Origin of the sequence: Microbulbifer sp. ARAS458-1, assembly GCF_045348205.1 — a bacterium.
Classification (GTDB): domain Bacteria; phylum Pseudomonadota; class Gammaproteobacteria; order Pseudomonadales; family Cellvibrionaceae; genus Microbulbifer.
Genome location: NZ_CP155838.1, coordinates 3874715 through 3896213, shown reverse-complemented (window position 1 = coordinate 3896213; position 21499 = coordinate 3874715). Strand labels below are relative to the sequence as shown.

The window sequence follows — 21499 nt, the reverse complement described above, 5'->3', positions numbered from 1 at the left end:
TACCGCTGGGCCCACATAGGAAACACGAACACTAAAAACGGGCGCGCCGGAGCGTTGAAGAGTGGATCGGTTATGCGATCAAAGCTTCGTGCTGGCTTCACCACTGGCGGCGATCTGGGAATCACCGGCCGGTTTGTTCTTGTGTTCGGCACCGCCGCAGAGCCCGGGGTATTGCTGCCGGAGATCATCGAAGGCGGTCAGACTGCAGATTTTGACAAACTGCGGTGTGCAATACCAGATGGGCGAGATGCCCAAATCCAGGGTGTTGCGGATGTGCACCTTGGCGGAAAGCAGGTCGCCGGTGGTGATATACACCTGGGCCTGGGCGTAATTGACGAAGAGATCATCCGGCGCGCTGCGGCGGATCTTCAGTAGGTTCTCCACCGCTTTTTCCGAATGGCCCAGCTCGGCCTGGGCGCGGGCTCGCATCAGCAGCGCTTCCCAGTCATCGCGGTCGGCGGTCAGGTCCACGGCGCGTTGGGCGAGTCGTCGGGCTTTTTCCGGCAGACCCATATCACTGGCAATTCTCGCCTGGTAAATCAGCGGGTCAGCGTTTCGGGGCGAGAGATCCGCCACCCGCTGGAAGCAATCATTGGCCTGAGAAAGTTGCTTGTTGATGTAATAGGCCTGGCACAGGTTGTATAGATCGAAGGGGCCTATTTTATCGCTGCCGACTTCGGTCAGAAGGCGAATGGTCTCATCGGGCTGGCCCATATCCAGCAGGTTGGCGGCAAGCAAGGAAATAGCATCGAGGTAATGTGGATTGAGGTCGAGTGCTTCTTTCAGTGTGCGGTTAGCACCGGGCATATCGCCATTTTGGGTCTGTGCACTCGCTTTCTGGGTGAGATAGATATAGCTGGTGCGCATTGCCAGCGCCTTGTCGATCTCCTGTATGGCCTCGGTGTACTTACCCTGACGGTGGTGATAGATCGCACTGAGGTAGTAGTAGGTGGCTTTGTTGGGCAGGGTCAGCTTGAGGCGCTCAAGTAGCTCGGCAGCGCGGGTGAAATCCTGAATGTGCGTAGCATGACGAAACTCACCTACGAGAATTTCCGGGGCGTCGGCCAGGGAGGCGGGCACTTTGCGCAGAAACCGAGTGAAGCGTTCTTCTGCTTCCGCAGTGCCAGTGTTGTAATCGCGGTCGATGACAATGTCTGCGTACAGTTCGTAGATCGGTGTAAATGTACTGGCACGCTGCTGCAAGGCTTCCAGTTGGTCCAGCAGCTCTGCCTGATGCAATTGGTCGTTGCGGCTCTCGTAGACTTTCAGGTACTGCTGGTAGTCACTGGCGCCAATTTTCAGAGATTGATCGCTGGCGCGCGATGGAAATTCTGCGAGCAGGTGGTCAAGTTGGTGCAGGGTGCGGGCGCGACTTTCCAGGCTTTCCTCGATTGACAGTCGGGTGCTGCGACTGCCTTTCACGGTGAGTGTTTCACTATCGAGCAGCTCCAGGGATAAGGCACAGTTGACGGTGTCGCAATCCAGGTTGGGCACCAGCAGCAGGTCGGCACTGAGGCTTTTTGCCTGCACAGAGAAAGGTTGCCCGCGCAATCTGTGGGATTCCGAAAAGGAAATCAGGCTGAGCCCCTGGCGATTGGACAGTCCCTGCTTGAGCGCGCTGCGCACGTTGTCGGCAAGCAGGCGCTGCGCCCGGCTGGTGGTTTGTGCGCTCTCCCGGGGTTCCAGCACCGCGATATACCGGCTGTCTGCAGTCGCGTCCTGCGCTCCGGAGAAATGCTTGAGCCCGACGATCACGGCTGCGGTTGCCAGCAGACATAGGCCGAGGGTGCCTGTTATCAGCGTGAGGCGGTGTTTTCGTTTGGGCGCCTGGTAAAAATCCTCAGCCGTTACCGTGGCGGTCAGGCTGTGGGTGCGGGTAAAACTGGTATTGCTGCCGCGCAATTGTGTCAGCAGGACTTCAAGCTCGGTTGCGACGGCAGCCGCGTTCAGCGGGCGCTGTTCCGGTTGTTTGGCCAGTAGTCGGTCCAGCAGGTCGCTCAGGGCCGGGGGAAGTTCTGGGGCCAGTCTGAAAGCTGGGGGATGCGGACTTTTTACGATGCGATCAACGATGACATAGGGGCTGTTGTTGTCCCCAAACGGGTTCTGCCCACACAGTAGGTGGTACGCCAGCACGCCGAGGGAGAAGAGGTCGCTACGGTTGTCGAGGGGTTTACCCTGGGCCTGTTCCGGTGACATGGCGCCCCAGCTGCCCGCGACGTGCTGTTCGCGGGTGAGATCGCTGTCTTCCTGCCAGTGTTTGGCGATGCCGAAGTCGGTGATCTTGATGGTGCCACTGCCGTCCACCAGGATGTTTTCCGCTTTCAGATCGCGGTGGATGATGCCGGCGCTGTGAGCGCGGGTGAGTCCGGTGCAGATCTGTTTGAGCAGTTGCAGCTTCTGCAGCAGGTCCGGGGAGCGTTCCCGGTTCCAGCGGTCGAGGTTGCAACCATCGACGTACTCCATAACCAGTGCGATACCGCTGCTCTCATCGACAACATCGTAGATCTGCACAATGTTGTTGTGATTGAGTTGCGCGAGCAGCATAGCCTCACGGCGGATGCGTTCGTCAGCGTTGCCGCTGTTGGGATTGCGGAGCAGTTTCTTGATTGCAACCTGGCGGTTGAGGCGCTCATCGGTGGCCAGGTACACCACTCCCATGCCGCCGGAACCCAGTCTGGCGGTGGCGTGATAACGGCCGATATAAAACGGTAACTGCTCTGACTGCATGTTGCTGACTGCGGTAATTAAATCTACGGGAGAACCGCCGTCCGTGGATTCAGTTCTAGTCCTCTCCGGAGGCCGGTGTTATGCCGGCTCTCCTTCGATACTCGCATGCACCGGATACTCGCCGGTGGATGCTTCCAGTTCTTCTTTTTGCGAGCCTTTGAAAATATCCAGTTGCGTGCAGCCCAGGCGCATCTCATAAGAGCGGCGCTCCACCAGACGCGAGGTATCGATGGCGTCTGGCAGGCTGTCGGCAATCTGTTTGCGGGCGCGGAAAATCTGGGTGTTCAGGTGGTTGACGGTAATGCCCAGTTCACGGGTGGCGAGGTCGATGGCGACCCAGCCCTGATCTGCCTCATCCACACCGCGCTGGATATCGCGGATACGCGCGCGCGCCAGGTACAGCAGCAGGTAATTGTGTGAGCGCGCAGCCAGGTCCAGCTTCATTTCGTCTTTGGCCAGCTGCAGCTGCACGTGCTCCTCGTGATGGCTTACGGTATAGCGCAGGCGAAAATCAGAGATGCACAGGTTCTTGAATGACAGCTCGGTAGTGGTGCTCTGGCTGTTGCCGAGGAACAGTTGCCAGCTGCTGCGGGCGCAATCGATGCGTGCGCCGTGGTTGACGACTCTGGCGCTGTCGCGGTTTTCCGCGCAATCGAGAATGTCGTAGATCCACACGCCGTTGACCGGGTTGAAGTGCAGGCTGGCAATAGGATCGTGTTCGTCCGGTAACAGGTGGTAGGACTCCAGCGGCATGCCTTCACCGGTTTCCATATCGATTAGCAGGTTTTCTGGGGGATCGAGGTTCTCCACCACCCATTCCGGGTTGGCGGCGCGGCCAAACGTCAGTCTGTCGCCCAGTTGCAGTTGCTGGTTTTTGGCGGGAATCAGTTGCTGACCATTGACCCAGGTACCGTTGCGGCTGAGGTCGCGGATAATCCAGTGGCTGCCGGTCCACTGGATGGCAGCGTGGATGCCGGAGATCTCCGGCAGTGTAATGCGCGTGTCGGCGACTCCCTGGCGGCGGCCGACGGTGTGGTGCGCCATCAGGTAGACCGGTTGATCGCGGTCAGGATGTTGCAAGCAGGCCATGTTCAGTCCATTCCCCAAAAAGCTGTCTGGAAATCCTGCGCTATGCCCGCTCAGTTCTGATACTCGCGGGGTCGGGATTCCATGCAGAAGTTGCAAGACAGGGCGGCCGGAGTGGCTTTTTGCCGAGCACGGCCATGTGCTCGGATGAAGAGAGGGCTATTGCCGCTCTCACCGGATTCTTGCCGGTAGGTTTCACCGGGGCGCGATCGCGGGTGTGGGGGTAGGCACCGTGCCTGCCAGAGATGACTCCTGCAGGGAATGCGTCCACCCATCGTTGGTTCTGGCCTTTAGGGGCCGTTTTGGTCTGCCGCGACAGTGCGGTGCGCCGCTGTCTTGAGTTGGTGCCCACTTACCGCTGGCCAGCCAGAAAACGGGTCGGGCAGCCGGCGAGGAGGCACCTCGTATTGTCGCCCCATTTATACCCGACTGCAGCCTGAATGCAATGATTGGATGAGAATTGTTACGAAATAGAACAAACCTTGCACTGGCGCGGGACTCAACGTGTGATTTTTGCGCCAGCTGTTCAGTTTTCGTGGTCGCTCTTTGTGGGTCTGGTGGTGTCCTGGGCGGGCAGATTGCGGCCATCTTTGCGGTCAAGGTCGCCCACGTCCAGTACCGGAGAGGCGTCGATGTGTTCCGCGTCCATCATCAGGGCCACTCGCTGCAGCGAGGAGATGATCATCGATTGCTCCCACTCCCGCAGATCGCGAAATTGTTTGACGAAATGCTCCTGTAGCGGGGTTGGCGCGTCGCGAATGATGTCGGCCCCCTTGTCGGTGAGGTAGGCGTGCACCTTGCGCTTGTCTTCCGATGAGCGCTCCCGGTACACCAGGCCGCGCCTTTCCAGTCGGTCCAGAATGGTGGTGACCGTGGCCTGGCTGAGGCTGATCTCCTTGGCCAGGGCGCCGATGGTGACCTGCCCCTGTTCCCGAATCGCCTGCAACAGGAGCAGTTGCGGAGCGGTCAATCCGGCGGTCTTCACCAGTTGTTTGGAGTGCAGGTCGGTGGCGCGGATCAGGCGGCGCAGGGTGATCAATACTTCTTCAATTTTATCCATCAGCAGCAGGCTCTTGAAATCGGGGTGGCTGGCGCGGCGGCTTATTTGCCCGCGGCCGATTTTGGATTCTGTGCCGCTTTTGTCAATTGCCGGGCCGTCGAAGACGGGCTGGAAATCGGATTTTGAATCATCGGTCGGTTCTCGCGTGGAACCTGGCGACACTTTTGCCCGGGGCTCTGGAGAGGGATTTTCGTGCCCGCCCATGGTGCGCCGGCCCTTTGCCTGCGCGGGTTTCGCCTGATTCTGGTGCTTTTTGCTGGCGCCGGAATTGGCTGTGTTCTGATCAAGTTGCATAAGGCTTGGCCTTGCACCCTCGCTAATATTTAGAGTACTATGGATTTAATTGTTTAGAGCAGTAAATAACTTTTTGCGAAAAAGGTCAAATTTCAAGCGGAACACGGTTTTAACGACGGGGTTCCGCTTTTTGCCAAGTGTGTTAAGGAAATTTGATATTGTTCTAACAATTTGATGACTAAAGAATTAAGCGAAAGGTATTGGTTTGAGCGCGACAAGCGAACAGAAAGAAGACGACTCAATCGACGACAAGGTACAGCTGGCGCAGCCGGCGGACACTCCCAGAGCTGGCGGTTCAGTCGAGCGGAGTGCCCAGGTTCAGCTGCGCCGCCCGGTCAGTGAGGATGGTGCCAATGTGCATCAGCTGATCGGGAACTGCCCGCCCCTGGATACCAATTCCCTCTACTGCAACCTACTGCAGGCCAGCCATTTTGCCGCCACCAGCGTGGCGTCCGAACTGAATGGCGAGCTGGTGGGTTTTATTTCCGGCTACATCATCCCCGAGCGCCCCGAGACCCTGTTTATCTGGCAGGTGGCGGTGGCGGAAAACGGTCGTGGGATGGGGCTGGCCAGCCGCATGCTGCACGAGATTCTCGCGCGCCCGGCCTGCGCTCAGGTGAATCATCTCGAAACCACCATCACTCCGGACAACGACGCCTCATGGGCGCTGTTCCGCAGCCTGGCACGCAAGCTCGACGCTGCTCTGGCTGAATCGGTGATGTTTGACCGCGACCGCCACTTCAATGGCCAGCACAGCAGCGAAATGTTGCTGCGCATCGGCCCGTTTGATGTGTCTGCTGCGCAAGCGAGTGCCGCCGGCTGAGTGGTAACACCACTCTATGACCTGTTTCCCTGTTCCTAATTTGTAATTGAAATCAACGACTCAAGAAGGGTTGTCACCATGAAAGTATTTGACGAAATCGAATCTGAAGTAATGAGCTATGCCCGCGCTTTTCCGCGGGTTTTCAACAAGGCCCAGGGTGAATACCTGTACGACGAGGAGGGCAACCAGTACCTGGACTTCCTCGCCGGTGCCGGCACCCTGAATTACGGTCATAACAATCCGATCTTCAAGGAAGCGCTGCTGGAGTACATCCAGCAGGATGGCATCACCCACGGTCTGGATCTGCATACCAAGGCCAAGCGCGAATTTCTGGAAGCCTTCTACGAGAACATCCTGAAGCCGCGCGACCTGAGTTACGTGATGCAGTTTACCGGCCCCACCGGTACCAACGCGGTGGAAGCGGCACTGAAGATAGCCCGTAAATATAAAGGCCGCGAGAACATCATTTCCTTCACTAACGGTTTCCATGGCTGCAGCCTGGGGGCGCTGGCCGCAACTGGTAACTCCCACCACCGTGGTGCCTCCGGTGTGAGCATGAGCAGCGTGGCGCGTATGCCGTACGACGGCTACCTGGGTGATGAGTTCGATACCACCGCGTATCTCGACAAGGTCCTCAGCGATTCCTCCAGTGGTGTCGACCACCCCGCAGCAGTGCTGGTAGAAACCGTACAGGGCGAGGGTGGTATCAATGCTGCCAGCGTCGAGTGGCTGCGCAATCTGCAGGACGTGTGTAAGAAGCACGACGTGCTGCTGATCGTCGACGACATTCAGGCGGGCTGTGGTCGTACCGGCAGCTACTTCAGCTTTGAGGAAGCGGGCATTGTTCCGGACATCGTGACCCTGTCCAAATCTCTCAGTGGTTACGGACTGCCGTTCGCGGTAGTGCTGATGAAGCCGGAGCTGGACCAGTGGAAACCGGGCGAGCACAACGGCACCTTCCGCGGCAACAACCTGGCGTTTGTGACTGCCACTGCTGCCATCAAGCACTTCTGGAGCGATGACAAGTTTGCCAAGGAAGTACTGCGCAAGGGCGAGTACATCGAGAAGCGCCTGCAGACCATTGTCGACAAATACGGCGACGGCAACATGACCACCCGCGGTCGCGGTATGTTCCGCGGTCTCAACTGCGTAAGCGGCGAGCTGGCCGACAAGATCACCACCGAAGCCTTCCGCAACGGGCTGGTGATCGAGACCAGTGGTGCCGACGACCACGTAGTAAAAACCCTGTGTCCGCTGACCATCAGCGATGAGAACCTGACCAAGGCGCTGGACATCGTGGAAGCGGCTGTCGCCAAAGTACTGAAGGGCGAAGATGTGCCGGAAGAGCACGACTTCTTTGCCGATGAATCGGGTCAGCACGACAACACCCTTGCTGGTGCCGCCTGATCCTCACTCGCTTTGTGAAAACCCGGCCGGCGTTTGTTATGCAGGCCGTTTTACAGCGCTCACGCTGAAGAGCGCACTGAAGACCTAATTTAGAAAGATTGAGTAAGAGTTAGCAATGATCGTAAGAAAACTGCAAGAAGCCGAAAAAACAGATCGTCGTATTGTATCTGAGGGCTGGGAGAGCACCCGCCTGCTGCTGAAAAACGACAATATGGGTTTCTCGTTTCACATCACCACCATTTATGAAGGTGCCGACCTGCACCTGCACTACCAGAACCACCTGGAGTCTGTGTACTGCATTTCCGGTGAAGGTTCCGTGATGGCGGAAGACGACGGCGTGGTTCACGAGATCACTCCGGGCACCATCTATATTCTGGACAAGAACGACAAGCACGTACTCAAAGCCAAGTCTGAAATGAAAATGGCGTGCGTATTCAACCCTCCTCTACACGGTAAAGAAGTGCACAACGCGGAAGGCGCCTACGAGCTGGATGCGGAAGAGGTACAGGACGAAAAATAAGCCGGTCGCCAACGTCATCGCAATGCACAACAAGGCAGCGGAGTTTTGGAGCACCACCCGGGAATATTTTGATACTGGCAACAGTCGCGGTGCTCCCAACTTGAAACTCGAAAACGGTCAACGCAAGGATTCCATGAAAGCACATACGGTTGAAAAGATCGGCGGTACGTCCATGAGTGACTATCGCGCGGTACGCGACAACATCATTCTCAAAAATGGCAAGGCGAAAGCGGAAGGCCTTTACCGCCGTGTTTTCGTTGTTTCTGCCTATGGCGGCATCACCGATATGCTGCTGGAACACAAAAAATCCGGTCGCCCGGGTATTTTTGCCCTGTTCGCCGGTGCCGATGACGAGCGCGAGTGGTCTGACGCCGTTGCCGGCCTGCGTGCGCGCATGGAAGAAGTGAACGCAGAGCTGTTTGACGATGAAGTGACCCTAGCCAAGGCCAATGGTTTTATCGGTGAGCGTCTGGACGACGCGGCCAATTGCCTGGCGGACCTTGAGCGGGTGTGTCAGCACGGCCACTTCGCCCTGGAGGGGCACCTGGACGTGGTCAGCGAAATGCTTGCCAGCCTTGGGGAAGCACACAGTGCCTGGAATATGGCGCAGCTGCTGAAGCAGGAAGGTATCAATGCGCGCTTTGTGGACCTGACCGGTTGGCGTGATGGCGAGCACCTGACCCTGGATCAGCGCATCGAGCGCGCTTTTGCCGATGTGGATTTTGATACCGAACTGCCCATCGCCACCGGCTATGCGCACACCGCCGACGGCCTGATGAAAACCTTCGCCCGCGGCTACAGCGAAATGACCTTCAGCCGTATTGCGGTAATTACCGGCGCCAGCGAAGCGATCATTCACAAGGAATATCACCTGAGCAGTGCCGATCCGCGCCTGGTAGGTGAAGAGCAGGCGGTGCCCATCGGTCGCACCAACTACGATGTGGCGGATCAATTGGCCAACCTGGGTATGGAAGCCATTCACCCGCGTGCGGCAAAAGGTCTACGTCAGCGGGAGATCCCCCTGCGTGTGATGAATACCTTTGAGCCGGAACACCGGGGCACCCTGGTTACTGGCGACTATGTAAGCGACACACCGCGGGTGGAAATCATCGCGGGGCGTAAAAACATCTATGCTGTTGAATGTTTCGATCAGGACATGATGGGCAGCATGACCAGCTACGACCGGGCGATTAATGAAATCATTGCGCGCTTTAAAGGCAGCGTCGTGACCAAGGACACCAACGCCAATACCATTACGCACTACCTGAGCAACAATCTGAAAACCGTCAAGCGCATCAAAAAAGCCATTGGCGAGTTGTTCCCGGATTGTGACATTCAGGTGCGCAAGGTGGCAGTGGTTTCCGCCATTGGTAGCGACATGAAAGTCTCTGGCATGTTGTCCCGCGCGGTTGGCGCACTGGCCAACTCGGCGATCAGTATTCTGGCCGTGCACCAATCCATGCGTCAGGTGGACATGCAGTTTGTAATCGACGAGAGCGATTACGAAAGCGCCGTCAAAAGCCTGCACGCCGCACTGGTGGAAGTCCATGAACATGGCGAAGCCATATGCGCCGCGTAACCGCTAGCCTGTGCCCGAAACTGCCGTCAGCTTTGCTGGCGGCAGTGTTGGTTGTGGCCGGTGGTTTTTTCCCGGCTCACCTGGCTCTGGCGCAGCAAGATACGGATGTGCCACCGCCGGTCATCAGCGACGAGGAAAAAGAGGCAAATCAGAAGAAACTCGCAGAGCTTGAGCGGGTTGCCGAGGAAGCTGACAAACTCGATAAAGCACTGTACACGCCATTTATTGAACGCTACGTGCTGGATGAGCTGAAGCAGTTGCGTGTCGATATGGCTGCGCAGAAAGTCTCCCTGACCGAAAATATTGTCGATCGTCAGTTGAGCGCCGCCGACAAGGCGATCACCTATGCCACCGATACCATCACCTATTTCTTTTACCTGATCGCCGGATTCAGTTCCCTGCTGGTGATCATGGGCTGGACCTCTATCCGGGATGTGAAGGAAAAGGTACACACCCTTGCCAATCAGGAAATCTCCAGCCTGGTGGAGCAGTACGAGGCGCGTCTGCGTAGCATTGAAGAGCAACTGTCTGAAAAGACTCAGCATATCGAGGATAACCGGGACGAGATTGAGCTGACCCAGGAAATCCACTCCCTTTGGCTGCGCGCCGGCCGCGAACAGACGCCCACGGGTAAAATTGCGGTGTATGACCAGATCCTCAAGTTGCGTCAGGACGACGGCGAAGCCCTCACCTACAAGGCGGATGCAGTACTGGAGCTGGACGAGCCACAGTGGGCCATCAATCTGTGCCTGCAGGCGCTGCAGATCGACAGTCAGAACGGCAATGCCTATTACCAGTTAGCCTGTGCCTACGCCTATCTCGAGCAGTGGGAAGAGTCCATCAGCTATCTGCAGAAGGCTCTGGATATCTCCCCGGCCTATCGGGATGAGGCGCTGGAGGATTCAGCGCTAAATGGACTCTACGGCTCGGAAGAGTTCGCAGCGCTGCTCGGGATCCAGTCCGAGTCTGGCGGTAAGCCTGAGGAACCGCGTTAGCGCTGCAGGTAAATCCCGCGCCGAAAATAAAAACGATGTGGGCCGCTACGAAAAATTTCAATAACAAACAAACTGCTTAGGGGGAATGGACGTGCTGATCAGTTTCCTGTTTTTTCTTTCGCTATTCGCTGCGATAGGAGTCAGCTCCTACCGCAAAAGTCGCGGGACCAAAAAAGACTACTATCTCGCGAGCCAGGATGTCTCGCCGATGCTGGTGGGGCTTTCTGCGGTGGCTACCAATAACAGCGGTTATATGTTTATCGGTGTGATTGGTTACACCTACGCCACCGGCCTCGCTTCCATCTGGCTGATGCTGGGGTGGATACTCGGGGATTTCCTCGGTTCCCTGTGGATGCACAAAAACCTGCGCGAGGCGGCCAGGCGCAGCGGCGAATCCAGCTACGCCGGCGTACTGGCCTGCTGGCAGGGCACGCGGTTCGGTCACTGGCAGAAGCTCGCCGGAATTCTCTCTCTTCTTTTTCTTCTTGCTTATGCCAGTGCCCAGTTGGTGGCCGGCAGTAAAGCGCTGTACGTAGTGCTGGACCTTCCGATCTGGAGCGGTGCGGTGATCGGTGGCGTGATTGTTGCGGCCTATTGTCTTGCCGGGGGGATTCGCGCGTCCATCTGGACCGATGCGGCCCAGTCGATGGTGATGGTGGTCGCCATGAGTATTCTACTGATTGTGGCGACGCAATCGGTGGGGGGGATCGGCGCTGCCTGGCAGCAGATGGGGCAGGTGGAGGGCTTCCTCAACTGGTATCCACAGGACCTGCTGTTACCCGGTGTTGCCGGCGGTGTGCTGTTTGCGTTGAGCTGGTTGTTCGCGGGTATCTCCGTGGTAGGCCAGCCCCATGTGATGGTGCGCTTTATGGCCCTGAATGATTCCGGGCGCATGCTACAGGCACGTTGCTGGTACTACCTATGGTTCACCATTTTTTACTTTATGGCGACCGGTGTTGGCATGTTGTCGCGAATCCTGCTGAATGATCCGGGCACTTTTGATGCAGAGCTGGCGCTGCCGATGATGGCAATGGAGTTGTTGTCGCCCGTCTTGGTAGGTCTGATTCTCGCCGGCATTTTTGCCGCGACCATGTCCACCGCGGATTCTCTGGTGCTGAGCTGTTCAGCGGCTCTGACCCACGATCTGTTGCCTCAGCGCACGGAAAATACTCGCCTGCTGAAGATCGCGACCCTAGGTATTACTGCAGCAGCAGTAGTCTGGGCGCTGGCGAATAAGCAGAGTGTTTTCAGCCTGGTGGTGATGAGCTGGTCGGCGCTCGCCTCGGCGTTTGCGCCGCTGTTAATGGTGCTGGCTGCTGGCGGTAAACCTTCCCAGAAACTGGCGGTTGTGATGAGTGTGCTCGGATTGGCTACAGCGTTAATCTGGCGCTGGCTCGGCTGGCATGCGCATATCTACGAAGGAATGCCGGGGATTCTGATGGGGCTTGTGGTTTACGCTGTGGGTTACTTTGTCGCTCGAGAGCCTGTTGGGCGTACCGTCAACGCATAGTGGCAAATCGGTGGATGCGCTGCGCTTATCCACCCTACGAATAAACTACGCGCCATACCCGTAGGGTGGATAAGCGCAGCGCATCCACCAATCCCATCCACCAGATCTTTTCCCAAAAACAAGAAACCCGGCACCAAGGCCGGGCTTCTTGTCCATCCTGTGAGACGGCAATCGAAGGCTTACTGACGGATGCCTTCCACATCCAGAATCATTTCCACGGTTTGGGAAGCCGGACCCAGGTCGTAGTCGATACCGAAGTCTTTCAGTTTGAATTCGGTCTTGCCGGTGAAGCCCTGACGGTAGCCGCCCCAGGGGTCCTTGCCGCCGCCGATTTCTTCAACGTCAATGGTGATTGGCTTGGTCACACCGTGCAGGGTCAGGTCGCCTTTCAGCAGTGCTTTACCATCGCCCTTGGGTTCAAAGCTGGTGCTTTTGAAGGTGGCGGTGGGGTACTTGGCCACGTTCAGGAAGTCGTCACCGCGCAGGTGCTTGTCGCGCTCCGCGTGGTTACTGTTCAGGCTGGCGGTGTCCACAGTGACCTGAACGGTGGAAGCCTCCGGCTTGGCTTCATCGTAGGTGAAGCTGCCGTCGAACTTGTCGAAGCGGCCGTACAGCCAGCTGTAGCCCAGGTGCTTGATCCGGAACTGGATAAACGCGTGGGCGCCCTTGGTGTCGAACTGGTAGTCGGCAGCCTGAACGGAAGTGCCGATGGTGCTGGCAACCAGTGCCGCGAACAGCAACGAAGCGAATTTTCTCATGGAGTATTTCCTTTGTGGGTTAACGGTATGTTGGTTAGTGACAGTAACGTTTTGGTATCAGCGGTTCAGTGAACCAGTTTTGGGCCCCAGCCCCAGCATTTTGCGCAGGGTATTGTCTTTGTTGACGAAGTGGTGCTTGAAGGCCGCAAGCCCGTGCAGCAGTACCAGCCCCATCAGCGTCCACGCCAGCCACTCATGGAGGGTGCCGGCAATATCCTCCTGATTTTCCAGCCCCTGAATCGTCGCCGGCACACGAAACCAATTGAACACTTCAATCGCTCGACCATCGGCGGTGGAAATCAGGTAGCCGGTGAGACATATGACAATCAGCAGGAAATAGAGGGCGCCATGAGCTGCACTTGCTGCGCGCTGTTGCCAGCGCGGCGCCGGTTCCGGATTTGGAGCGGTATTTACTGCACGCCACAGCAGGCGTGCCAACAGCAGTATCAGTAACAGAATGCCAACAGACTTGTGTATGTCTGGTCCCTGGCGATACCAGGGGTCGTAATACCCGAGCCCGACCATCCACCAGCCGAGAGCAAACATGCCGATGATGACCGGTGCCATCAGCCAGTGAAACGCGACGGCGACCCAGCCGTAATGGGAATTACTGTTTCGGGACTGCACGGGGGGTGCCTCCATCAGGGCAGACTCAGTTTCAATGGAAGGGGATTATAAAAATTTTCCCGGCAGGGACTAGCGCAAAAAGCTGTAAGAATTCTTCGAAAAAATCGCAAGAGCGCCTGCTGTTCGGGCGAGTACAGCTATCTGAGGGGCAGGGCGGGATTAGTGGTGGGTTGCGTGCTGGCGCTCAGCTGCGTTGAGAACCTTACCGAGTAGGCTCGGGTCGAGCTTGGTGCGGTCACTCAGTTGGTGGGTGAGCCAGTTCAGATCATGGGCAGATCCGCGGTTTGCTCCGTTTTCCATCGCCATCTGTTCCAACTGCCAGATCACATCCAGCAGCAGTTCTGGCTCCAGAGATTGCTCGTCTTCATCGTTGAAGAGTTGACCTTCCAGCCGGTCCAGATCGCGGCGTCGTACCACCAGTTCGGCGTAATTGGGGTACCAGCGTGCGCTGAAAGGCTCCGGGCGATTGTTGAAATCGAAAGCGATACGCAGACGATTACCGTCGCCGTCTACCAGCGTGGGCGTGTCATTTTCTTCTGCGGGCAGCGCGGGGCGCTGGCGCAAAATGCCGACAATGGCGCGCCAATCACTGTTGTGTTCGGGGCACAGGCGCAGGGGCTGGGTGAGTTCGATGGTGCCCCAGCCGGGTTTGTCGAGGTAGGCCAGTTTCTGGCCGGGGCGGTACCAGTAGAGGTCGAGTTGATGATCTTCGGCGAGGCTGGCGAGGTCGTCGCTGGTGAGAGGGTCTTCAGAGAGCGCGCTCAGGTGATCGACTGCTTGCTGGATGCTGAGCCAGCGGCGCATATGGAAGGGTTTGGTGCTGGTTTTTCCTGGATTGTTGCCGTCCGACGTCGCCATTATTGCCCTGCTTCCCTGCAATGACCTTTATCCCGTTTTACCCATAAAGGTTAGCAGCTGGCGGTGAATTTGGTGGTCGCTTTGTAAAGGGTTGTGGCGGCGACGCTGCCGGGTAGGCCCCTGCAAGACACGAGCTAGGCGCCCCCCCGAAAACCCATCCATGGGGGCTCTTCTGCGAGGTCCCTCTCGCAGAAGGTCTTGCAGGGGCCTACCCGGCATCGCCGCCTTCGCATCTGAGAATTGTGATTATTTAGAGCCAGCCTTTCTTTTTGAAATAGAGATAAGGCGCCATACCCGCCATCAACATCAACAACAGCGCCCAGGGGTAGCCCAGCAGCCACTCGAGTTCCGGCATATGTTCGAAGTTCATGCCGTAAATACTCGCCACCATGGTGGGGGGCAGGAAGACGACGGCGGCGATGGAGAAAATTTTGATGATCTTGTTCTGCTCGATGCTGATAAAGCCCTGGGTGGAGTCCATCAGGAAGTTGATCTTTTCGAACAGGAAGGTGGTGTGAGACATCAGTGTGTCGATGTCACGCAATATACCCCAGCAGTCTTCGCGCAGCTCCGGGTCGTCTTTCAGGTGGCGTTGCAGGAAGGCAATAGAGCGTTGGGTGTCCATCAGGCACAGGCGGATTTTACCATTGGAGTCTTCCAGCTTTGCCAGGTGATCGATGGCTTCTTCCAGGTCGGCTTCTTCATCTTCCAGCACCAGGTGGCTGACTTCACCCAGCTTGAGATAGTTGTCTTCCAGGGCGTCGGCGAGGTTTTCCACCTTCTGTTCAAACAGCAGGATCAGCAGTTCCTGGGCGTTATGTGCCTCTACCTGATTGCGGCGGGCGCGCATGCGCAGCAGGCGGAAGTCGGCCAGTTCGCTGTCGCGTACGGTGATCAGACGCTGGGGCTGCAGGATGAATGCCGCGGTCGCGGTGTCGTGGCGGCCTTCGCTCTGGGTCAGGTAGAGAGAGTGCACGTGAATACCGGCGGAATCGGTGAAAAAGCGCGCGGAGGATTCGATTTCGTCGACATCGTCAGATTCGGGTAACTCGGTGCGCAGTAGTTGTTCCAGCAGATCGCGTTCGTCTTCTTCCGGGTCCTGCAGGTCAATCCAGGCGGCGTCAGACAGCGGCTGGCTGTGGTAATCGCTACCGGCATAGGTCTCTTTGATCTTACCGCGCTGGATTTGGAACAGTCTCAGCATACCGCTTCCTTATTGATTGGGATCTTTTATGGAATCTGCTCAAGATGCCGGGCGTGTCACGGCCGGCTGCTCGAGGGGCATGGTCTCAGGGTGGGGGGGACAAATCAATTGGCGCGCCCGGCAGGGATGGCCGGGCGCGCAGGTGGGATTTAGACATGAAAAATACCGTCCGAAAACGGCACGGTGTCACAACCACATGGGCAGCTGCGCGCGAATCTCTTCCGCATCGCTGGTGGTGAGATTCTTGCGCGCCTCACCGGCGATGGTGGCCAGACACGGAGAGCTCATCGACAGGCGCAGGCTGCCGGCCATCGAAGGTTCCGCGACGATGTACAGTCGGTTGAACCGTCCTTCCTGGCGGCCTCGCTCCAGGGTGTGTGCAATATCTTTGGCGAACTTCTGTGCGCCCTGCTTCCGCAGGCTGGTGGGTTCGGCCATGGCGTGTCGACCTTGGCCCTGGCTGTCGAACGAGCGCCCGGGGGCGTCGCGACGCAGTTCCTCCCCTTTCATGCGCCCTTCCGGGTACACTAGGGATTCGATTTCAGTGAGAGTGCCCGCACGTTTTTCCGCTTCAAACACGCGAGCGTGAGTATGGTTGGCTACCAGAACCCAGGCTTTTGGCATGGCGGTTACCTCTCTTTTTCTGGGGATTCCGCTGAATGTTAGGACCGTTGTCTGAGGGTTCCTAACCGACATTGCACCAGGAGCCACGGGGCCAGCTTTACAGTGAATTGAAAAAAAGTGCGTCCCTGCACTCACTACGCCAGCCGGTGGGCGTATAACACCGGCTTGCTCCGGAATAGCAGATGCGGAGGTATTCCAGAGACAGTGCGTCCGTGCACTGCGTACTCAAGCGCGCTTACCGGAAACCGCCTGTGACCGGTCTCCCGCGCAAAAAAACGTCGTCCGCAACGGGATGAAATGCCGAACTGAAGACTCTCCGTTCGCGAACTGTGACGGGAGCAGATGGTAACACCATTAAATGCGAATTGTTAGCATTTGCATATATTGATGCCGATTTCTTTTTTGTCCCGGGTTGTCAGGCTGCCATGAATAACGGGGGATCCGCGGACTCGCAGTATCGGGTGGGTAGTGCCCCGCCGGGTAGGTGGGAGAGCCGTGGCACCACACAGACCGTTGCCGGTGGCACGTAATCGGTTTGTCATAAAACGTACATAGACTGCGAGGCTGAATCCACAACCTGCGTGTCGTGACACAACCGCAATGTCGCCGCTTTTCTTTGTCAGCCAACGTGTGTATGTCGCTACCCTGTGCATGATCCTGGCACTTGGGGTGGGGGTGAGTCTGTGGCTGTCACAACAGGAAGCGGCGGCACCGGTACTGCGCGATTATCACGTCTATCAATGCGTCACCGGGGCCGAAGCCCGCGCGCCTGGCCAAAAACGCGAGATCTTTAACCTGCTTACGGTATCTTCCATTTTTGCCCGGGAGATTGCCGATAACCTCTGTCGCTCCGCAGATATGGCGCGCCACTACCACGGCGTGCAGATCTCCTGGAAACCCCGCAGCCAGTTGCGCGCAGAGGAAGTGTTGAACGAGGATTATGACCTGATATGGAGCCGCACGCACAGTCTCAGTGGCTTGGTACCGGAATACTCCACTTATTACGAGCCCCTGTTGCGCTACGACCAGTACAAGGTGTACTGGTTCAGCCGCGACCAGAAACCCCGGCTGGAGCGCGACTACTTTCAGGGGAAAAAGATCGGGCTGTTGAATGACAAGCTCAGTCACACTTTCCACCTGCTGCCCCTGGCCTCACTGAAAGAAGTCGGTCTGGATATCTCCCAGCAGCAACTGTTTTATTTTGATGACGCTATCAGCCTGTACCGCGCGTTCAGAAGCGGAGATCTGGATCTGGTGAGTGGTGGACTGTTTCTCGAGCAGGATATGGACATTCCGCTTCAGCGTACTCTGATGGCCGACAATGTAACCGCCGCCACCTTATTTGTACGCCGCGCGCGTCCGGCCAATATCGATTGCGCGATCGCCGATGCGTTCGATCGTGCCAGCAGCGGCCTGTTCAGTGCGCACCGTGATTTTCCCGGCGCGCATAAATGCGTGGGAGTGGGCGGATGACACGCCACTTCTACCGCGGGCTTGTTGTGTGGTGTCTGCTGACCACGGTATTGAGTGGATTGGCTTTCTGGCATGCACAGCACAGTTTCCGCGCACACCTCAGCCAGTCGCTTCAGGAACAATTGCCCGAGCGTCTGCAACTGGCTCTGCAAAACCGTTTGTCCCATGGGGGCGCACAACCCTGGGTGACAGAGCGGCTCGAGCAGGATCTTGCTTCAATTGTCACGGCGGGCCGGCTGCCCGTGTTAGGGCCGTGTCGCGCCCATGTGATCCAGCTGCTGGATGACCACGGGAGCGCGGTCAACACCGGTACAGTGACGGCCAGCGCTGAGGTGATTGTGCCCTGGCGGTTCGGGGATAGCGAGATATTCGAGCGCGCGCGACTGGCGGTCGACTGTGAAACCAATATGCCTTTGCTCGTGGGCAGTCAGGGGCTGCTGGCGTTGCTACTGCTGGGTGGAATGGCTCTGCTGCCGCGGCCGCTGAACAGCAGTGCGCGGGCCCAGGTCCAGTCGCTGATGGCGTCCGGCACCGGTTACCGCGCCGCGCGGCGCCTGCAGCGGCAGCTTGCGCAATTAAACTCTGTACAGAGGCAGCTTTTCTCATATTTTAGTCAGGCGTCTCCCCTGGCACCTGCGGAAATTCTGCACCGTTTGTCCCAATCGGATATTGCCGTGCTGAGCGCACCGCAGCTGCCCTGGTTTCACCGCGCCCTGTCGGTGGACACCTTGCCCGCGCAAAAAGCGCCCTGGCTGGAAGCTATGGACACCGCGCTGGCTGTCGCCAATGCGCCGGATCAGCTGACGTTCGATTGCCGGCGGTTGCGGGTGTCTATTCACGGTATCCATATTGCCCTGTCCAAAACTCCGTTCTTCTATTACCTCTGGTATGCGCGCCTGCGAACACAGGGTGAGGGCTGGGTACTGAATCCCCCAGTCAATCGACCGGATCGGGAAAATGCCCAATCGCTGATCGAACTGATGGAGTTCCACGGCGGCCACGCCAAGTCTATTAACGATCTTCGTGAAAATGGCCTGCGGGCAAAAACGCTGGACCAGAACCGCAATAAAATCCGCGATGAGCTGGTCTCGGCACTGGGAGAAGATCTCGCCAGCGCCTATCTGTTTACTTCCGAGCGCGATTTCAAAAGTGGCCGCTACCGCTATCGGCTGGGGCTCGATGCCGCGTCCATCACCTTTATAACTCACTGATTTCAAAGAAAATTCCGTTTTAGGGATATCTCTTTTCTCGCTGTAAGCCTCTTTTTAACCCCCTTGTCATACGCAGTTTTGATCATGTGTCCCGAGCGGCCCGGCATCTCCACAGGGCCATTTTGCAAGACCTTACAGGCACAACTACCCGAACCGTTTTCGGAGCAAAACAATGATCAATTCGCGTAAAAATGATTGGCCGCGCAACCGCCTGGCGTTACTGATATCCCTTTCCCTCGCTGCGGCCGCCGCGCCGACGCTGGCTCAGCAGAGCGTGGATGCGGCACAACTGGAGGAAGTGGTGGTGATGGCATCTCCGATTCGAGACAGCCAGAAAGCGGCGATCGATGCCAAGCGCGATGCCGACAATACCGTCGATATTATCTCGGCAGATACCATCGGCCGCTTCCCGGATCAGAACCTGGCGGATTCGCTTGGCCGCGTTCCCGGTCTCGCCATTGAGCGCGACCAGGGCCAGGCCCGCTACATCAACTTCCGCGGTGCGCCTTTCCGTTACACCTCTCTGGCTATCGATGGCCTGAGCATTCCGGGTGCAGAAAATGGCCGCGTGCCGCGTTTTGACAGTTTCCCTTCAGTAATCACCAGCCGCATTGATTCCAACAAGGCGATCACGGCGGATATGCCGGGCAGTGCGGTGTCGGGTCATATCAATATCTCCACCTTCGACCCGTTTGTAAACGATGGCTGGGCCTTGTCCACAGATCTGGGGATGGGCAATCAGCAACTGGGTGATGGGGATATCGAGAAATTCGCGCTGCGTACTTCCTGGTCCAACGAAAACTTCGGCTTCTCCCTGTTTACCTCGGAAAATAGCCGCGAACAGATTACCGACAACCGCGAATACGATATCGCACGCGATGACAGTGGTGAGCTGCTGGTCAACGAGCTGGATTTCCGCAGCTACAAGGTCGTGCGTGAAGACCGCGCCTACGGTGGTCGTTTTGAGTTCCGTGGAGATGGTGCGCTGGAGCGTGTATTTGTCTCCACCCTGTATAACGAATTCCAGGACTTTGAAGAGCGCAACCAGTACGTATTCGACTTTGCCGGAGGTGCAGCTGCCGTTGGCGCACCCCAGGCGACCGGTGCTGTGGGAGAAAATCAGTTTGCACTGGTTGGACGCGCCCTTGAATACGGTCTTTACGAGAACTCTACCTTCACCAACACCCTGGGGATGGACCTGGCGCTGGGTAGTTGGGTGGTCGAATCCCGAATCAATTTCACCGAAACAGAAAATACCATGTTCCTGCCGCTGCCCCGCAGCGAAGGCGGTTTTGCGGTGGCCAGCTTCGACGTGAGCGATCTGCACGACCCGGCGGTTTACGGCCTGTTTGATCCCATCGCACAGACACCGATGGATGTCAGCGATATCAATTACGCCGTTGATCTCGGCATGCTGATCGGTACGGAAATGGCGATCGATGCCACCAAATTCAAGCTGGATGCCGAGCGTGACCTGACGCTGTTTGGCCGCGACGCCGTGGTAAAAACCGGTATCGAGTTTGACGCCCGCGAGGCGGAAGGTCTTGGTTTTGTACTTTCCTACGGTCTCTTCCCTGGCGATGTGAATATCGGTGATTTCGCTACAGACGAAGCCTGGGATACCCAGTTCAGTAACGGCATCGACGGTGCCACTTACTATGACAACAAGGGCTTGCGTGCGGCCTGGGATGCCGCTGTTGGCGGGCTGGAACTGAGCCCGAATGATTCCCAGGGGATCCGCCTGCAAGAGGACGTCAGCGCCGGTTACGCCATGGTGACCACACAGTATGACTGGGGCAACCTGGTATTGGGCATGCGCGTGGAGAATACCGATTACCTGAGCGAGGGCCCCACGGGTAACTTCGAAGACAGCTTTACCAACGTGCTGCCCAGTGCGCATCTGAATGTCGACCTGGCCGACGACGTCAAACTGCGTATGTCCGTTTCCACCGGTGTCAGCCGCCCGACCTACGCCGAATGGCGCGGTGACGACATGGTGGATTTTGTTCAGAGCAGCGTCACTGCGGGCAACCCCTCCCTGGAGGCGGAAGAGTCGATCGGCGCGGACCTTTCCCTCGAATGGTATGCCGGTGAGGCCAGTCTGATGAGCGCGGGCCTGTTTACCCGCAACATTGACAACGTGATCTATGCACAGAGTGATGTGATCGCCGGCAGCGCCTATATGCCGGAAGTGGGTGCCGACTATTGGGTATACACCCAATATCTGAATGGCAGTAACGGCAAGATGAGCGGAGCCGAATTCAATGTTATCGCCCAGGCGGCAGACTTCATGCCGGTACTGGACGGCTTCGGTATTAGCGCCAACCTCACTCTGCTCGACAGTGAGTTTGAAACGGTCGCTGGTGCGCGCCACAGCCTGCCGGGTACATCGGAGACCATTTTCAACGCGTCAGTGTTTTATGAAATGGAAGGCTTTTCCATTCGCTTAAATCACCAGTATCGGGACGACTGGCTCTCCACCACCGAAAACGTCGGCATGACCGATTACTGGGCGGCGCAGGAGCGCGTGGACCTGTCGGTGAGTTATGACCTGCCAATGGCGATGTTCGGCTCCGACGTCACCCTGTACGCCAATGCCAACAACCTGACCGACGAGCAGGATGTGCGTTACACCGGGGACGAAAGCAATCCGAATCAGGTTGAGAGTTATGGCCGACGCTATCTCGCGGGCTTCCGCGTGAATTTTTGATCATTGATCTGGTTATCAAGAAAACATATTGAG

Annotated in this window: 17 protein-coding genes; 9 read left to right on the top strand and 8 right to left on the bottom strand. The window is 57.3% G+C overall.

The annotated features are described in order from the left end of the window. Positions 1 to 78 precede the first annotated feature (78 nt). The 3 genes from AAFH99_RS16220 to AAFH99_RS16210 all read right to left on the bottom strand — a co-directional run bounded on the left by AAFH99_RS16220 (position 79) and on the right by AAFH99_RS16210 (position 4873). On the bottom strand, positions 79 to 2727 hold the full coding sequence (locus AAFH99_RS16220; RefSeq protein WP_406828261.1) for a protein kinase domain-containing protein: 2649 nt from the start codon (positions 2725 to 2727) through the stop codon (positions 79 to 81). 78 nt (positions 2728 to 2805) lie between these two features. Further along, positions 2806 to 3816, bottom strand: a complete 1011-nt coding sequence (locus tag AAFH99_RS16215; RefSeq protein ID WP_043319217.1) for an FHA domain-containing protein — start codon at positions 3814 to 3816, stop codon at positions 2806 to 2808. A 523-nt stretch (positions 3817 to 4339) separates the two neighbouring features. Beyond that, positions 4340 to 4873 carry a MarR family winged helix-turn-helix transcriptional regulator gene (locus AAFH99_RS16210; RefSeq protein ID WP_051687337.1) on the bottom strand — a complete coding sequence of 178 codons (534 nt, stop codon included), beginning with the start codon at positions 4871 to 4873 and terminating at the stop codon, positions 4340 to 4342. A 499-nt stretch (positions 4874 to 5372) separates the two neighbouring features. On the opposite strand from AAFH99_RS16210, the gene ectA reads away from it, so the two are divergent. From ectA to AAFH99_RS16180, 6 genes are all read left to right on the top strand, one after another. Further along, positions 5373 to 5990 (top strand): diaminobutyrate acetyltransferase, encoded by a 618-nt coding sequence (gene ectA, locus AAFH99_RS16205; protein ID WP_406828260.1) that lies wholly within the window; start codon positions 5373 to 5375, stop codon positions 5988 to 5990. Between the two features lie 78 nt (positions 5991 to 6068). After that, positions 6069 to 7397, top strand: coding sequence for a diaminobutyrate--2-oxoglutarate transaminase (ectB, locus tag AAFH99_RS16200; protein ID WP_406828259.1), 1329 nt, complete (start codon positions 6069 to 6071; stop codon positions 7395 to 7397). A gap of 115 nt (positions 7398 to 7512) precedes the next feature. After that, positions 7513 to 7917, top strand: a complete 405-nt coding sequence (locus AAFH99_RS16195) for an ectoine synthase (RefSeq protein WP_043319213.1) — start codon at positions 7513 to 7515, stop codon at positions 7915 to 7917. Positions 7918 to 7939: 22 nt separating this feature from the next. Next, positions 7940 to 9496 carry an aspartate kinase gene (locus tag AAFH99_RS16190; RefSeq protein WP_406828258.1) on the top strand — a complete coding sequence of 519 codons (1557 nt, stop codon included), beginning with the start codon at positions 7940 to 7942 and terminating at the stop codon, positions 9494 to 9496. Then, entirely contained in the window at positions 9484 to 10491 is a 1008-nt protein-coding gene (locus AAFH99_RS16185) for a tetratricopeptide repeat protein (protein WP_051687162.1), read from the top strand. Before AAFH99_RS16190 ends, AAFH99_RS16185 begins: the two co-directional genes overlap by 13 nt. 91 nt (positions 10492 to 10582) lie before the next feature. Continuing rightward, entirely contained in the window at positions 10583 to 12001 is a 1419-nt protein-coding gene (locus tag AAFH99_RS16180) for a sodium/proline symporter (protein WP_406828257.1), read from the top strand. Between the two features lie 179 nt (positions 12002 to 12180). Here the strand turns inward: AAFH99_RS16180 and AAFH99_RS16175 are convergent, their stop codons facing one another. From AAFH99_RS16175 to AAFH99_RS16155, 5 genes are all read right to left on the bottom strand, one after another. After that, the gene (locus AAFH99_RS16175) at positions 12181 to 12759 is read right to left on the bottom strand and encodes a YceI family protein (protein WP_406828256.1); all 579 of its coding nucleotides are present in this window, start codon (positions 12757 to 12759) and stop codon (positions 12181 to 12183) included. Between the two features lie 57 nt (positions 12760 to 12816). Next, complete coding sequence (locus tag AAFH99_RS16170) at positions 12817 to 13386, bottom strand: cytochrome b (RefSeq protein ID WP_406828255.1); 570 nt, start codon at positions 13384 to 13386, stop codon at positions 12817 to 12819. Positions 13387 to 13545: 159 nt separating this feature from the next. Then, the gene (locus AAFH99_RS16165; protein ID WP_406828254.1) at positions 13546 to 14244 is read right to left on the bottom strand and encodes a hypothetical protein; all 699 of its coding nucleotides are present in this window, start codon (positions 14242 to 14244) and stop codon (positions 13546 to 13548) included. 250 nt (positions 14245 to 14494) lie between these two features. After that, positions 14495 to 15448 carry a magnesium/cobalt transporter CorA gene (gene corA / locus AAFH99_RS16160; RefSeq protein WP_043319206.1) on the bottom strand — a complete coding sequence of 318 codons (954 nt, stop codon included), beginning with the start codon at positions 15446 to 15448 and terminating at the stop codon, positions 14495 to 14497. 186 nt (positions 15449 to 15634) lie between these two features. Continuing rightward, entirely contained in the window at positions 15635 to 16072 is a 438-nt protein-coding gene (locus tag AAFH99_RS16155) for a host attachment protein (RefSeq protein WP_043319204.1), read from the bottom strand. A gap of 600 nt (positions 16073 to 16672) precedes the next feature. Here AAFH99_RS16155 and AAFH99_RS16150 point away from each other — a divergent pair. The 3 genes from AAFH99_RS16150 to AAFH99_RS16140 all read left to right on the top strand — a co-directional run bounded on the left by AAFH99_RS16150 (position 16673) and on the right by AAFH99_RS16140 (position 21466). Next, positions 16673 to 17545 carry a hypothetical protein gene (locus AAFH99_RS16150; RefSeq protein WP_406828253.1) on the top strand — a complete coding sequence of 291 codons (873 nt, stop codon included), beginning with the start codon at positions 16673 to 16675 and terminating at the stop codon, positions 17543 to 17545. Then, positions 17542 to 18756, top strand: coding sequence for a hypothetical protein (locus tag AAFH99_RS16145; RefSeq protein WP_406828252.1), 1215 nt, complete (start codon positions 17542 to 17544; stop codon positions 18754 to 18756). Before AAFH99_RS16150 ends, AAFH99_RS16145 begins: the two co-directional genes overlap by 4 nt. 172 nt (positions 18757 to 18928) lie before the next feature. After that, positions 18929 to 21466 carry a TonB-dependent receptor gene (locus AAFH99_RS16140; RefSeq protein WP_406828251.1) on the top strand — a complete coding sequence of 846 codons (2538 nt, stop codon included), beginning with the start codon at positions 18929 to 18931 and terminating at the stop codon, positions 21464 to 21466. Positions 21467 to 21499: the final 33 nt, after the last annotated feature.